This window comes from Streptomyces sp. NBC_00690, assembly GCF_036226685.1.
In the GTDB taxonomy this organism is placed as follows: Bacteria; Actinomycetota; Actinomycetes; order Streptomycetales; family Streptomycetaceae; genus Streptomyces.
On record NZ_CP109009.1, the window covers coordinates 5,224,977 to 5,238,244 of the forward strand.

Annotated in this window: 14 protein-coding genes; 10 read left to right on the forward strand and 4 right to left on the reverse strand. The window is 68.9% G+C overall.

The genetic code is table 11. From position 1 onward, the window contains the following. Window positions 1-8 precede the first annotated feature (8 nt). Genes tsaB through OID54_RS22935 form a run of 4 tightly spaced genes read left to right on the forward strand, consistent with a single transcriptional unit; the run spans window position 9 to window position 2,582 of the window. On the forward strand, window positions 9-671 hold the full coding sequence (gene tsaB / locus OID54_RS22920) for a tRNA (adenosine(37)-N6)-threonylcarbamoyltransferase complex dimerization subunit type 1 TsaB (protein WP_329022264.1): 663 nt from the start codon (window positions 9-11) through the stop codon (window positions 669-671). Window positions 672-700: 29 nt separating this feature from the next. Beyond that, entirely contained in the window at window positions 701-1,168 is a 468-nt protein-coding gene (gene rimI / locus OID54_RS22925; RefSeq protein ID WP_329027720.1) for a ribosomal protein S18-alanine N-acetyltransferase, read from the forward strand. Beyond that, window positions 1,168-2,301 carry a tRNA (adenosine(37)-N6)-threonylcarbamoyltransferase complex transferase subunit TsaD gene (tsaD, locus tag OID54_RS22930; RefSeq protein ID WP_329022266.1) on the forward strand — a complete coding sequence of 378 codons (1,134 nt, stop codon included), beginning with the start codon at window positions 1,168-1,170 and terminating at the stop codon, window positions 2,299-2,301. Before rimI ends, tsaD begins: the two co-directional genes overlap by 1 nt. After that, window positions 2,298-2,582 (forward strand): hypothetical protein, encoded by a 285-nt coding sequence (locus tag OID54_RS22935; protein WP_329022268.1) that lies wholly within the window; start codon window positions 2,298-2,300, stop codon window positions 2,580-2,582. Before tsaD ends, OID54_RS22935 begins: the two co-directional genes overlap by 4 nt. Window positions 2,583-2,623: 41 nt before the next feature. On the opposite strand, the gene OID54_RS22940 is transcribed toward OID54_RS22935, so the two are convergent. Continuing rightward, window positions 2,624-3,346, reverse strand: coding sequence for a TetR/AcrR family transcriptional regulator (locus tag OID54_RS22940; protein WP_329022271.1), 723 nt, complete (start codon window positions 3,344-3,346; stop codon window positions 2,624-2,626). 81 nt (window positions 3,347-3,427) lie between these two features. Between OID54_RS22940 and OID54_RS22945 the strand changes: the two genes are divergently transcribed. The 3 genes from OID54_RS22945 (at window position 3,428) to OID54_RS22955 (ending at window position 6,746) form a co-directional block, all read left to right on the forward strand. Next, window positions 3,428-4,999, forward strand: a complete 1,572-nt coding sequence (locus OID54_RS22945; protein WP_329022272.1) for an MFS transporter — start codon at window positions 3,428-3,430, stop codon at window positions 4,997-4,999. A gap of 93 nt (window positions 5,000-5,092) precedes the next feature. Beyond that, window positions 5,093-5,449, forward strand: a complete 357-nt coding sequence (locus OID54_RS22950; protein WP_329022274.1) for a YciI family protein — start codon at window positions 5,093-5,095, stop codon at window positions 5,447-5,449. Between the two features lie 46 nt (window positions 5,450-5,495). Further along, a complete protein-coding gene (locus OID54_RS22955; RefSeq protein ID WP_329022276.1) occupies window positions 5,496-6,746 on the forward strand; it encodes an RNA polymerase sigma factor in 1,251 nt (416 codons plus the stop codon). A 65-nt stretch (window positions 6,747-6,811) separates the two neighbouring features. Here OID54_RS22955 and OID54_RS22960 read toward each other — a convergent pair whose 3' ends face one another. Together OID54_RS22960 and OID54_RS22965 are read right to left on the reverse strand one after the other, a co-directional pair. Beyond that, entirely contained in the window at window positions 6,812-7,165 is a 354-nt protein-coding gene (locus OID54_RS22960; protein WP_329022278.1) for a hypothetical protein, read from the reverse strand. A gap of 99 nt (window positions 7,166-7,264) precedes the next feature. Beyond that, window positions 7,265-8,380, reverse strand: coding sequence for a class I SAM-dependent methyltransferase (locus tag OID54_RS22965; protein WP_443055786.1), 1,116 nt, complete (start codon window positions 8,378-8,380; stop codon window positions 7,265-7,267). A gap of 252 nt (window positions 8,381-8,632) precedes the next feature. Here OID54_RS22965 and OID54_RS22970 point away from each other — a divergent pair, with 252 nt between their 5' ends. The 3 genes from OID54_RS22970 to groL all read left to right on the forward strand — a co-directional run bounded on the left by OID54_RS22970 (window position 8,633) and on the right by groL (window position 12,214). Further along, window positions 8,633-9,607, forward strand: coding sequence for a polysaccharide deacetylase family protein (locus OID54_RS22970; RefSeq protein ID WP_329022279.1), 975 nt, complete (start codon window positions 8,633-8,635; stop codon window positions 9,605-9,607). A 540-nt stretch (window positions 9,608-10,147) separates the two neighbouring features. Continuing rightward, a complete protein-coding gene (groES, locus tag OID54_RS22975) occupies window positions 10,148-10,456 on the forward strand; it encodes a co-chaperone GroES (protein ID WP_329022280.1) in 309 nt (102 codons plus the stop codon). 132 nt (window positions 10,457-10,588) lie between these two features. Then, window positions 10,589-12,214: a chaperonin GroEL gene (gene groL, locus OID54_RS22980; RefSeq protein ID WP_329022281.1), complete on the forward strand. Its 1,626-nt coding sequence runs from the start codon at window positions 10,589-10,591 to the stop codon at window positions 12,212-12,214. Window positions 12,215-12,345: 131 nt separating this feature from the next. Here the strand turns inward: groL and OID54_RS22985 are convergent, their stop codons facing one another. Then, window positions 12,346-13,236, reverse strand: coding sequence for a sigma-70 family RNA polymerase sigma factor (locus OID54_RS22985; protein ID WP_329022283.1), 891 nt, complete (start codon window positions 13,234-13,236; stop codon window positions 12,346-12,348). Window positions 13,237-13,268 lie beyond the last annotated feature (32 nt).

Sequence of the window (13,268 nt, forward strand, 5' to 3'; positions counted from 1 at the left end):
CTGTTCGCGTGCTCTTGCTTGCCGTGGATACCGCCACTCCCGCCGTCACCGCCGCGCTGCACGACGGCGAGTCCGTCGTTGCCGAGTCCAGCCGTGTGGACGCGCGCCGGCACGGCGAACTGCTGCTGCCCGCCATCGATCGTGTGCTCGCCGAGGCCGGGGTGAAAATCGACGCCGTCACCGCCGTGGTCACCGGTGTGGGCCCCGGTCCGTACACCGGGCTGCGGGTCGGCCTGGTGACGGCCGCGACCTTCGGTTCGGCGTTGGACGTACCCGTCTACGGACTGTGCACGCTCGACGGCCTCGCCCACGCCAGCGACCTCGACGGACCCTTCGTGGTCGCCACGGACGCCCGCCGCAAGGAGGTGTACTGGGCCCGCTACGACGCCTCGGGCAATCGGGTCGGCGAACCGGCGGTGGATCGACCGGCCGACATCGCCGAGCAGGTTGCTGGCCTGCCGGCCGTCGGAGCCGGCGCCAGGCTCTACCCCGATGTCTTCCCGGACGCCCGCGACCCCGAGCACGTTTCGGCCGGTGCCCTCGCCTCCCTGGCCGTGCGGAAACTGGCCGGGGGTGCCAAGGAAATGGACTTCCTCCCTCCGCAGCCGCTGTATCTGCGCCGGCCGGACGCCCAGGTGCCCAAGAACTACAAGGTGGTCACCCCGAAGTGACCGCCGCATCGGATCCCGTACTGCGCGAGATGCGCTGGTGGGACCTTGGCCCCGTACTCGACCTCGAACAGCGGCTCTTCCCCGAGGACGCATGGTCGCCCGGGATGTTCTGGTCCGAGTTGGCCCACGCCCGCGGCCCCCAGGCCACCCGTCGCTACGTCGTCGCCGAGAAGGACACGGACACCGGCGGAAGTGAGATCGTGGGATACGCGGGTCTCGCTGCGGTCGGCGGCCTCGGCGATGTCCAGACGATCGCCGTCGCCCCCACCGAGCAGGGAACCGGACTCGGCTCCCGGCTGCTCTCCGATCTGCTCCACCACGCCACCGCCTTCGAGTGCGACGAGGTCTTCCTCGAAGTACGGGTGGACAACACCAGGGCCCAGAAGCTGTACGAGCGCTTCGGCTTCGAACCCGTGGGATTCCGCCGCGGCTACTACAAGCCGGGCAATGTCGATGCGCTCGTCATGCGGCTCCATCTGCAAGGGAATGGTCACTGATGGTTGACGAACCGCTCGTACTGGGCATCGAGACGTCCTGCGACGAGACCGGCGTCGGGATCGTCCGCGGCACCACACTGCTCGCCGACGCCGTCGCCTCCAGCGTGGACACCCACGCCCGGTTCGGCGGTGTGGTGCCCGAGATCGCCTCCCGCGCACATCTGGAGGCGATGGTCCCCACCATCGAGCGTGCGCTGAACGACGCCGGCGTCTCGCCCCGCGACCTCGACGGCATCGCGGTGACCGCCGGCCCCGGGCTCGCGGGCGCACTGCTGGTGGGAGTCTCGGCGGCGAAGGCGTACGCGTACGCCCTCGGTAAACCGCTCTACGGCGTGAACCACCTGGCGTCCCACATCTGCGTCGACCAGTTGGAGCACGGCAAGCTCCCCGAGCCGACGATGGCGCTGCTCGTCTCGGGCGGGCACTCCTCGCTGCTGCTCGCACCGGACATCACCAACGATGTCCGGCCACTGGGCGCGACCATCGACGACGCGGCCGGGGAGGCGTTCGACAAGATCGCCCGTGTGCTCGACCTCGGTTTCCCCGGTGGCCCCGTCATCGACCGGCTGGCGAGGGAGGGAGACCCCCGGGCCATCGCCTTCCCCCGTGGACTGTCCGGCTCCCGCGACGCCGCGTACGACTTCTCCTTCTCCGGGCTGAAGACGGCGGTGGCGCGTTGGATCGAGGCCAAGCGGGCGGCGGGCGAGGAGGTGCCGGTACGCGATGTCGCGGCGTCCTTCCAGGAGGCCGTCGTCGATGTGCTGACCCGCAAGGCGGTGCGCGCCTGTGTGGACGAGGGCGTGGACCATCTGATGATCGGCGGCGGGGTGGCCGCGAACTCCCGACTGCGGGCGCTGGCCGCGGAGCGCTGCGAGCGGGCCGGCATTCGACTGAGGGTGCCGCGACCTGGGCTGTGCACGGACAACGGCGCGATGGTGGCGGCCCTCGGCGCCGAGATGGTCGCCCGCAACCGGCCGCCGTCTGACCTGGAGCTGTCGGCTGACTCCTCGCTGCCGGTGACTGAAACCCATGTCCCGGGCCAGAACCACGCACAGGACCACGGCCACGCGCATGATCACGCGCATGACCACGACCATGTGCATGAGATCAGCAAGGACAACCTGTACTCATGACCGCCCCGAAGACGACCGTGGTCGCTCTGATGTGGGAGGCGCGGGCGGTGCGCGACCGCGGTGCGGAACTGCTGGAGTGGGCCCGCGCCCAGGAACTGCCGTTGCAGCCGCTGCGGCGCGAGTCCTTCAAGGCCGGCCAGGACCGGGTGCTGGTGATCACCTGGTGGCACGCCGTTGATGCGGCGGCGCCCCTCCCGGAGCTCCCGGAGCCGGCGGGGGACCTGATCACCAGGCCCGTGCACCGCTGGCGGTTCGAATCGGTCTCCGTCGACCCCGCGTGACGCCGTTCGTGGTGACCGACCGCGGTGGTGCACGGGGTCGGTCAGTGGAGCCGGTGCGGATGCGTCGGCCCATCAGTTCGCGTGCGCTGCGCACGGCTCAGCAGCCCGTCGATGATCGCCTCCAGCTGCTCCCGTACCTCGTACTCCCCGAGCTTGTTCCACTGCGGAGCCAGCTCCGTCAGCCGGGGTAGCTCCTTGGCGTCCTCGTCCGTGAGTATCGCGGGGAAGTTCCACCGTCGCTCCGGCTCCGCTTCCCGTCGCGCCATGGCCGCGGTGAAGACAAGGTTTCCGTAGACGAAGTGCCAGATGGTGCGGTACGTACGGACGGCCTGCTCGGGGGTGAGGCCGCACGCGATCGACGACTCCAGGATCTCCTCTGCCATCCAGAGCGCGCCCTTGTCGGTGAGGTCGCCCAGCGCCAGGATCTCCAGGACCCAGGGCAACTGCGCCAGTACCCCGTGCATATGGACGCTCGTGTCCACCAGTCGCTGGCGAGGGTCGGCCGGCAGTGCGGGGCGGGGGAAGGTGGCCGCTACGCCCGAGAGCGTGAGCATCAGCAACTCGTCCTTGTCGCGGACGTAGTGGTAGAGCGCCATCGGCGTGCTGCCGACCTCCTTGGCCACCCGTCGCATCGAGACGGCGGCCACTCCCTCCTCCTCGATGATCCGGCGCGCGGTGGCGACGATCGTTTCTGGGTCCAGTCGACGTGGTCGTCCCACGGCCTTCTTGCCGGCCCTGCCTGCGGGTTTCTTCTCCGTTGCCACCTGCGTAGTCTCCCGCTCCTATTTTCTTTACGCGTATAGTAATGTGCGGTCCTGCCCAGGGCATCCCGGGAAGGGGAACCCATGAACGACCAAGCGCAGAGCACGCGCTGGGTGTTGACCGTGGCACTCATCGTGCAGTTCCTGGTGGCGCTGGACATGTCCGTCGTCAATGTCGCGCTGCCCGACATGCGCGACGACCTCGGCTTCACCCCCGACGGCCTGCAATGGGTCGTCGGCGCCTATGCGCTCACCTTCGGCGGCCTCCTGATGCTCGGCGGTCGGCTGACCGACATCGTGGGTCGCCGCCGCATCCTCGTCGCCGGACTCGTGCTCTTCGGCGGGGCGAGCCTGATCGGCGGTCTCGTCCAGTCCCCCGGCGCACTGATCGCCGCCCGTGCCGCCCAGGGCATCGGCGCAGCCGCGCTGGCCCCCGGCGCCTTCACCCTGATCACCGTCACCTACCCGGCGGGGCCCGCGCGTTCCAAGGCGCTCGGCATGTGGGGCATGGCGGGCGCGGCGGGCGGCGCCGTCGGCGTACTGGCGGGCGGACTCCTCACGGATGCGGCCGGCTGGCGGGCCGTGATGCTGGTCAACGTGCCCATCGTGGTCTTCGCGCTCTTCGGAGTCGCACGGGCCGCCCTGCCCGGCGCGCCCGACCGCGCCAGCGCGCCCCGGCTCGACGTCGCGGGTGCGCTCTTGGTCACCGGGGGCATGTCCCTGCTGGTGCTGGGCGTCACCCGTACCGAGCAACACGGCTGGGGCGCGCCCACCACCGTACTGACCCTGGGCACCTCGATCGCCCTGCTGATCGCCTTCGCCCTGGTCGAACGACGGGTCCGCGAGCCGCTGCTGCGACTGGGACTGCTGGCCAACCGTCCCGTCCTCGGAGCGAACCTCTTCTCACTGCTGCTCAGCTCCACCCAGTTCGCGTCCTTCTACTTCTGCTCCCTCTACATGCAGCAGGTGCTGGGGTACGAAGCGTCGAAGACGGGCGCGGCGTTCCTCCCCTTCTGCGTGGGCGTGGTGGCCGGCTCGCTGATAGGCACCAAGGCGGTCGCTGTCGTCGGCATCCGGCTGCTGCTGGTGACGGGTGGGCTCCTCGGTGCGGCGGGGATAGTGCTGTTCGCCGTCACCGCCATCCCGGATGGGAGTTTCGCGTACTCCATCCTTGGGCCGTCGCTGCTGGGCAGCGTGGGCATCGGGCTCTGCTTCATCCCACTGGGCACGGCGGCCACCAAGGACGTGGTGCCGTCGGAGGCGGGCATGGCGTCGGGGCTGCTCAACAGCTCACGCCAGATCGGTGGCTCGCTCGGGCTGGCGATCTTGGTGACGGTCGCCGCGTCCATCAGTGCGGGAAGCAGTACGCCGGCGGCACTCGCCGAGGGCTATCGAGCGGCCTACTGGGTGTGCGCCGGACTGATGGCGCTGGCATGTGTGGCGGCGATGGCACTGCTTCCGGCGCATGACCGACCCACCGCGACGACCGACCCATCCGCTCAGACCGAAGATCTGACGGCTGCCACGGCTCCCATAGCTGCCACGGCGGCCGATCCGATCGCGGCCGTCCATCGTGACCCGGTACCGGAAGCCGGCGATCCGATGGCTCCGGTGGCCGGTCGGCACGATGCTCAGAAGAATTCAGAAGAATTCTGAGAGCGGTGTCGATCCTGCCGGCTCCCGTTCGACATAGGGGTGAGCGGCGGGGAAACGACCCCGTCGCCGACCCGGAAGAACCGAGGAGCCACCATGCCGCGCTTTTTGACGATGATCCGCATCGACGAGAACAACATCCCGGCCGAGGGTCACAGTCCGGAGATGGGGGAGCGCATGGGCGCGCTTCTGGAGGAGATCACCAAGGCGGGAGTCATGTTGGACACCGCAGGGCTCACCCCCAGCGCCGACGGCACCAAGGTCACCTGGTCCGGTGGCAAGCTCAGCCACACCGACGGCCCCTTCACGGAGAGCAAGGAGGTCGTCGGCGGCTACTCCATCATCCAGGCCAAGGACAAGGCCGAGGCGATCGAGTGGACCAAGCGTTTCCTCCAGACACACGATGACGTGTGGACCGTCACCGCTGAGATCCGGCAGATCGCGGAGAACTGATCCATCGGCGCTTGCCCGTCCCTGCCCCTGCTGTTGTGATGAGGCGGTGACGGTAACGGGCGCGGTGGAAGCGGTGTTCAGGATCGAGTCGGCGCGCATCATCGCCGGTGTCGCCCGGATCGTTCGGGACGTCGGCATCGCCGAGGAGATCGCCCAGGACGCCCTGGTCGCAGCGCTGGAGAAGTGGCCCGAGTCAGGTATCCCGGACAACCCGGGCGCCTGGCTCATGGCCACGGCCAAGCACCGGGCGATCGACCTCGTCCGCCGCAAAGAGAACTACGCCCGCAAACTGGCCGAGGTCGGGCGCAGCCTGGAGGACGTACCGCCGCCCGAGGTGTCGGGGCCGGGTGACATCGACGACGACCTCCTGCGGCTGATCTTCACCGCCTGCCATCCGGTCCTGTCCACGGACGCCCGGATCGCACTGACCCTCAGACTCCTCGGCGGGCTCACCACCGAGGAGATCGCCCGGGCATTCCTCACCTCCGAGGCGACGGTCGCCCAACGCATCGTCCGGGCCAAACGAGCGCTGGCCAAGGAGGGCGTCGCGTTCGAGGTGCCGTACGGGACGGACCGTGTCGCCCGTCTCGGTTCCGTACTGGAAGTCATCTACCTGATCTTCAACGAGGGCTATGCGGCCACCACGGGCGACGACTGGATACGCCCCGGCCTCGCCGAGGACGCCCTGCGGCTGGCCCGCGTACTGGCGGGTCTGATGCCCCAGGAGTCAGAAGTGCACGGGCTGGCCGCCCTGCTGGAGATCCAGGCGTCACGCATGGGCGCGAGGGTCGGCCCGGACGGTGCCCCGGTCCTCCTCGCCGACCAGGTGCGCACCCGCTGGGACCGGTTGCTCATCCACCGCGGCTTCTCCGCCCTGGCCAGGGCCAGTGCGCTGGGCGCGCCCCCGGGGCCGTACATGCTCCAGGCGGCCATCGCGGCCTGCCACGCCCGGGCGATCCACTACGAGGACACGGACTGGGCGACGGTCGCCACGCTCTATGGGCAACTCGCGGCGCTCGTCCCGTCCCCGGTGGTCGAGTTGAACAGGGCGGTCGCCGTCTCGATGGCCGAAGGCCCGGAAGCGGGCCTGGCCCTGGTGGACGCCCTGGCCACCGAGCCCGCGCTGAAGGAGTACCACCTCCTGCCGAGCGTACGGGGCGACCTGCTGGCCCGCTTGGGTCGCTCCACCGAGGCTCGGGAAGAGTTCCACCGGGCGGCTGCCCTGACCCGCAACGAGAGGGAACGGGACCTGCTACTGACCCGAGCGGCGATGGCTACGGAACGGGAGCAGGGCTGACGGTCGGGAGGGCATGACACGGGTCATCCCCCGAACTGGCACGGGACCTGACCGCCCGCCAGCAATCAGACGCCGCAGGGCCAGACGGTGACATGGTCCTGTGCCGCACGAAGCACGACCCACGATCCATCGGCACCGTCCGGCAGTTGCGGGTCGGCAAGATCGAACAGGATCTGCGTGCCACCCACGTCCAGGGCAGCACCTCCGTCCTCGAAGAGGCTCAGCTGCCCACGGCAAACGATGCGATCGCCGTCTTCCCGCAGTTCGGATACACCAGAGGCACTTGGCCAGGCATTCACCGCCCAGGCGATGTCCTCAGCCACGGTCCACTCGACCCGGTGCTCTTGCCCCACTGCCTCAAGGGGCCCCTGCCATAGGGCCACAACGGTGCCCACCGCCGAGTGCACTCGGACGGACATGGACCCCGCCGGGGCAGGCTGTACTGCCTCTACGTTGACCAACACCCCGCCATCATCCTCGACTGACGTACCGAACACCTTCGCCGAGACCGGTGCTCCCTAAGCCGGGTGCCCGATCAGCATCGAGGGGGCGCCGTTGACGCGGGTCAGGAACACCGTTGCCGCGTTCGGTCCCTGGGGTTTCACCCGGCGGCGCAGTTCCTCCGGTTCCACGGCTGATCCGCGCTTCTTGACCGTGAGGATTCCGACGTTCCGGCTCCGCAGCAGGGCCTTGAGCTTCTTCAGGCTGAACGGCAGGACATCGGTGACCTCGTAGGCCGTGGCGAACGGGGTGGGGCGCAGTTCGTTCGAGGTGATGTACGCGATGGTCGCGTCGATCAGACCGCCGTCCAATGCCTCGGCCACCTCGGCGACGAGATGGGCGCGCACGACCGCGCCGTCCGGTTCGTACAGATAGCGGCCCACCGGGCGTACGGGCGGGTCGGGCAGTTCGTTTGAGGGCAGGGCGTGGGGGCCGGGCAGCAGGGTGGCGGTGATGCGGGGCGTGGCAGGGCCGCCGTGCCAGAGCACGGCCTCCTTCACGTCCTTCTCGTCCGAGATCCACTCGGCCGAGAAGTCCGGGGGCACCAGCTCGTGGGGGATGCCGGGTGCGATCTTGAGGGCGGCGTGGGGGCGCGTACGGGCCGCTTCGATCGCCCAGGACAGCGGCGGTGAGTACGCCTCCGGGTCGAAGATCCTGCCCCGGCCGCCCCTGCGGGCCGGATCGACGAAGACCGCGTCGTAGGGGCCGGTGTCCGTCTCCATGACGTCGGCGCAGCGGACCTCGATGAACTCGGACAGGCCGAGTGCCTGCGCATTGGCCCGGGCGGTCGCCGCGGTGAGCGGGTCATGGTCCACGGCCAGCACTCGTACGCCGGCGCGGGCCAGGGCGATGGCATCGCCGCCGATCCCGCTGCAGAGGTCGGCCACGCTACCGACGCCCAGTGCGGAGAAGCGGGCGGCACGGTACTCGGCGACCGATCGACGGGTCGCCTGTTCGACTCCGTTCGGCGTGAAGTACATCCGGTAGGCGTCCTCGGCTCCGAACTTCGCGACCGCCCGCTGCCGCAGCCGTGCCTGCCCGAGTGCTGCCGAGACCAGTTCGGGCGGGTGCTCGCGGCGCAGCCGGGTGGCGATCGCCAACTCCTGGGCGGGGGAGTGGTCGCGCAGCTCCATGAGCAGCGCTTGGCCCTCGTCCGTGAGGAGTGCGGAGAGTGAGGAGAGGTCGTTCACCGGCCCATTGTGGGCCAGGTGGGGGACGGGTCGGGGTCGCCGGCGGTGTCGGCGTGGTCGTGCGGAGGGTGGCTGACAGTATCCAGCGCCATGCAGCTAAACCGACAAAACGTAAAGAATCTCCTCAAAATCACCGAGCTGGGTGGTGAGATTCCCGATGGGCGCGCCAGTGGGGCAGGAGGCATTCTCGGCCAGGTGTCGACACGCAGACGCAGAGGGCGGTTCCGTACGGGGCGGACGATCGGCGTTGCGCTGATCGTTGCCCTCCTCGGCTCGGCGTGTGCCGGGGCCGCCGATGAACGCAGCGCAGCGCGCCCGGGGCAGCCGGCGAAGGAGGCGGCCGGTGCGGCGGGTGCACTCCCCGAGAAGGCGGAGAAGGCCCAGCAGGCTGCCCAGGCCGCGAGAGCCCGGCAGGCCAAGAAGGCGAAGGCGGCCGAGAAGGCCGAACGTGCCCGGGTCGCCCGGGTGGCCGCCGCCAAGAGGTGGGGTCTCGCCCGCACCCCGCTCGTCGCCCCCGCACCACCCGCGACCAAGCCGGAGCTCACCACCCGCAAGGGCTTCGAGGTCGAGGACGGCGAGTCGCTGCCACCGGTCTTCACCACGGTGCCGGTGACGGAGAGGGTGGTCTTCCTGACCATCGACGACGGTACGGAGAAGGACCCCGAGCTCCTCCGGATGATGAGTGAGCTCCAGATCCCGTACAGCGCCTTCCTCAGCGACTACGTGATCAATGACAACTACGGCTACTTCCGTCAGATGCGCGACCGCGGGGTCGCGCTCCACAACCACACCCTCAACCACCGCTACATGCCCGGGCTGTCCTACACGGCGCAGAAGCGCGAGATCTGCGGCCAGCAGGACAATTTGCACAAGCTGTACGGCAAGCGCCCGCAGCTCTTCCGGCCGCCGTACGGCAACTACAACCAGGACACCCTGCGGGCCGCGCAGGCGTGTGGGGTCGCTGCGGTGCCGCTCTGGGCGGCGGAGGCGTTTCCCGATCGGATGGAGTGGCGCGAATGGGACCGGGACCTGCATCCCGGCGACATCATCCTCACGCACTTCCGGGGCCGGAAGGACTGGAACGGCACGATGACCGACATGATCCGGCAGGTGATGAAGACCGTGACCGAGAAGGGGTACGCGGTGGCTCGCCTGGAGGACTACGTCTGATCGGGGTGAGGGATCGTTCCAGCACTGCCCGGGTCCGTGCGCCGGAGTGCTTCGCGTGGTGTGGCATTCCCGGCGGCCTGCCCTCGCGCCGGGCCGCACGGCCTTCCTGGCCGGATGCCCGCAGGGTCGTCCGACCGCCAGATCTCCGACCCCGCACCGGACCGTGGCCATCCGGTGCTCCTTGTCGTACGAGCTTCCCGCAGGGCCGATCCACCCCTCGGAGTGGTGTCATCCGCAGGTGTGACGTGTTGGCGAATTCCTGTTGCCGAACTTTCGGTGATCGATCCAAGACGCCTTTGACCAGGCAATATTGAGAGAAGCGTGCTGGTCGACGATGGTTGAACGGCCACATCGGACCCGCCAGCATTGGCACTCCGCTTGACCGAGTGCTAATCGCAGTCATAGTCTCGGGTCTGGCACTCCCCACTGGAGAGTGCCAGCACAGCGACAGGCAGGTCCGGCACCCGCGACGACGGATCGATCTGGTCGCCACCCAAGATCAGTTAACCCCGTGAGATCTCCGAAGGGGGAGGTCGGATCGTGACGACCACCAGCTCCAAGGTTGCCATCAAGCCGCTTGAGGACCGCATTGTGGTCCAGCCGCTCGACGCCGAGCAGACCACGGCCTCTGGCCTGGTCATCCCGGATACCGCGAAGGAGAAGCCCCAGGAGGGCGTCGTCCTTGCGGTCGGCCCGGGTCGCTTCGAGAACGGCGAGCGGCTTCCGCTCGACGTCAACACCGGCGATGTCGTGCTTTACAGCAAGTACGGCGGCACCGAGGTGAAGTACAACGGCGAGGAGTACCTCGTCCTCTCGGCCCGCGACGTGCTCGCCATCGTCGAGAAGTAGGACGGGTTTCCGGGTCGCGCCCGGAACACTTCATACCCCGTTTGTTATTGAGCTGCGCCCCTGGCCCCCGCTGACATCCATATCCGGGCGCTAGGGGCGCAGTTCGTCTCAGAAGAGGACAGAAACGCTCCCATGGCGAAGATCCTGAAGTTCGACGAGGACGCCCGTCGCGCCCTCGAGCGCGGCGTCAACAAGCTTGCCGACACGGTCAAGGTGACGATCGGCCCCCGTGGCCGCAACGTCGTCATCGACAAGAAGTTCGGCGCCCCCACCATCACCAACGACGGTGTCACGATCGCCCGCGAGGTCGAGCTCGACGACCCGTACGAGAACCTCGGCGCCCAGCTGGTGAAGGAGGTGGCGACCAAGACCAACGACATCGCGGGTGACGGCACCACCACCGCCACCGTGCTCGCGCAGGCGCTGGTCCGCGAGGGCCTGCGCAACGTCGCCGCTGGCGCCTCCCCGGCCTCCCTGAAGAAGGGCATCGACGCCGCCGTCAAGGCCGTGTCCGATGAGCTCCTGCGCAGCGCCCGTCCGATCGAGGACAAGGCCGACATCGCCGCCGTCGCCGCCCTTTCCGCTCAGGACCAGCAGGTCGGTGAGCTGATCGGCGAGGCGATGGACAAGGTCGGCAAGGACGGTGTCATCACCGTCGAGGAGTCCAACACCTTCGGCCTGGAGCTCGAATTCACCGAGGGCATGGCCTTCGACAAGGGCTACCTCTCTCCGTACATGGTCACCGACCAGGAGCGTATGGAGGCCGTCCTTGAGGACCCGTACATCCTGATCAACCAGGGCAAGATCTCGTCCATCCAGGACCTGCTGCCCCTGCTGGAGAAGGTCATCCAGGAGGGTGGCTCCAAGCCCCTGCTGGTCATCGCCGAGGACGTCGACGGCGAAGCCCTCTCCACCCTGATCGTCAACAAGATCCGCGGCCGGTTCAACGCCGTGGCCGTCAAGGCCCCCGGCTTCGGCGACCGCCGCAAGGCGATGCTCCAGGACATGGCCACCCTCACCGGTGCCACCGTCATCTCCGAAGAGATCGGCCTCAAGCTCGACCAGGCCGGTCTGGACATGCTGGGCAGCGCCCGCCGCGTCACGATCACCAAGGACGACACGACCATCGTCGACGGTGCCGGTAGCAGCGACGACATCGTCGGTCGCGTCAACCAGATCAAGGCTGAGATCGCCTCCACGGACTCCGACTGGGACCGCGAGAAGCTCCAGGAGCGCCTCGCCAAGCTGGCCGGCGGCGTGTGCGTGATCCGCGTCGGTGCAGCCACCGAGGTGGAGCTCAAGGAGAAGAAGCACCGTCTGGAGGACGCCATCTCCGCGACCCGCGCCGCGGTCGAGGAGGGCATCGTCTCCGGTGGTGGCTCCGCGCTCGTCCACGCGGTCAAGGTCCTCGCCGATAACCTCGGCAAGGAGGGCGACGAGGCCACCGGTGTCGCCGTCGTCCGTCGTGCCGCTGTCGAGCCGCTGCGCTGGATCGCGGAGAACGCCGGCCTTGAGGGCTACGTCATCACCTCCAAGGTCGCCGAGCTGGACGCGGGCCAGGGCTTCAACGCCGCGACCGGCGAGTACGGCGACCTGGTGAAGGCCGGCGTCATCGACCCGGTCAAGGTCACCCGCTCCGCCCTGGAGAACGCCGCCTCCATCGCCTCACTGCTGCTCACGACCGAGACCCTGGTCGTCGAGAAGCCGGCCGATGACGAGGGCGACGCCGGCCACGGCGGTCACGGCCACTCCCACTGAAACACGTCTTAGCCCGTACGTCGGCGCAGCGGCTCACCGGCCGCCGCGCCGCCCGTACGGAAGTGGTGAGCGCAGTACAGAGCAGGGCCCGGTGCTTCCGTCGCGGAAGCACCGGGCCCCTGCTCGTGCGTTCACTGCCGGGGAAATCCCGGAAGCGTCAGTTCCAGACCGTCGAGCCGCTCCGGATCGGCCAGGATGTGGATCGCCACGATCCGGCCACCCGTGATGGTGAACCCCATGATCGACAACGGCTGTCCACCGGGTGCGGTGAGCACTCCCGCACCACCGTTGACCAGCACCGGCTGTGCGTACTGCGCGTACTGGCTGAACTGCATCGCCTGCCCGGCCACCTTCCGTGCGCCGCGCACCTCCTTCGAGACCATCATCGGCGCGCCGCCGACGTCCGCCCGCAGGACCACATCCGGGTCGAGCAGGGCCACCAGCGCCTCGAAGTCACCGCCGCGTGAGGCCGCGAGGAAGGCTTCGACCACCGTGCGCTGGCGGGGGAGGTCATCGGGTACCGCGGTGGTGCCGGTGCCCCGCACCCTGCGCCGGGCTCGGCTCGCGAGTTGCCGGGTGGCCGCCGGCGACCGACCCACGACAGGGGAGATCTCGCCGAAAGGCACCCCGAACATGTCGTGGAGCACGAAGACGAGCCGCTCAGTCGGACCCAGGGTCTCCAACACCACCAGCAGCGCCAATCCGACCGAGTCCGCCATCAGCGCCTCGTGCTCCGGATCGCTCACCCCTTCTGTCTGGACGACCGGGTCGGGTACGCGCACTTCGAGGGAGTCCTCACGGCGTGCGGTGCGCGAGCGCAGCATGTCGAGGCAGACCCGTCCCACGACGGTGGTCAACCAGCCGCTGAGGTTCTCGACTCCAACTGCTTCCGTGCGGTGCAGCTTCAGCCAGGCTTCCTGGACCGCGTCGTCGGCCTCGCTGAGCGAGCCGAGCATCCGATAGGCGACCGCCTTCAGCCGCGGTCGTTCCGCGGTGAAGCGTTCCGTCAGAAAGTCATCCATGCATCCGCTCCTGAGCTCCGCCGGTCCGTCTC

What these genes read in the sequence shown, in the direction of transcription:
- rimI (WP_329027720.1), top strand. Translation starts at nt 701, where the DNA reads ATGCGCTGGTGGGACCTTGGCCCCGTACTCGACCTCGAACAGCGGCTC.
- tsaD (WP_329022266.1), top strand. Translation starts at nt 1,168, where the DNA reads ATGGTTGACGAACCGCTCGTACTGGGCATCGAGACGTCCTGCGACGAG.
- OID54_RS22935 (WP_329022268.1), top strand. Translation starts at nt 2,298, where the DNA reads ATGACCGCCCCGAAGACGACCGTGGTCGCTCTGATGTGGGAGGCGCGG.
- OID54_RS22945 (WP_329022272.1), top strand. Translation starts at nt 3,428, where the DNA reads ATGAACGACCAAGCGCAGAGCACGCGCTGGGTGTTGACCGTGGCACTC.
- OID54_RS22950 (WP_329022274.1), top strand. Translation starts at nt 5,093, where the DNA reads ATGCCGCGCTTTTTGACGATGATCCGCATCGACGAGAACAACATCCCG.
- OID54_RS22960 (WP_329022278.1), bottom strand. Translation starts at nt 7,165, where the DNA reads ATGTCCGTCCGAGTGCACTCGGCGGTGGGCACCGTTGTGGCCCTATGG.
- OID54_RS22965 (WP_443055786.1), bottom strand. Translation starts at nt 8,380, where the DNA reads ATGGAGCTGCGCGACCACTCCCCCGCCCAGGAGTTGGCGATCGCCACC.
- groL (WP_329022281.1), top strand. Translation starts at nt 10,589, where the DNA reads ATGGCGAAGATCCTGAAGTTCGACGAGGACGCCCGTCGCGCCCTCGAG.
- OID54_RS22985 (WP_329022283.1), bottom strand. Translation starts at nt 13,236, where the DNA reads ATGGATGACTTTCTGACGGAACGCTTCACCGCGGAACGACCGCGGCTG.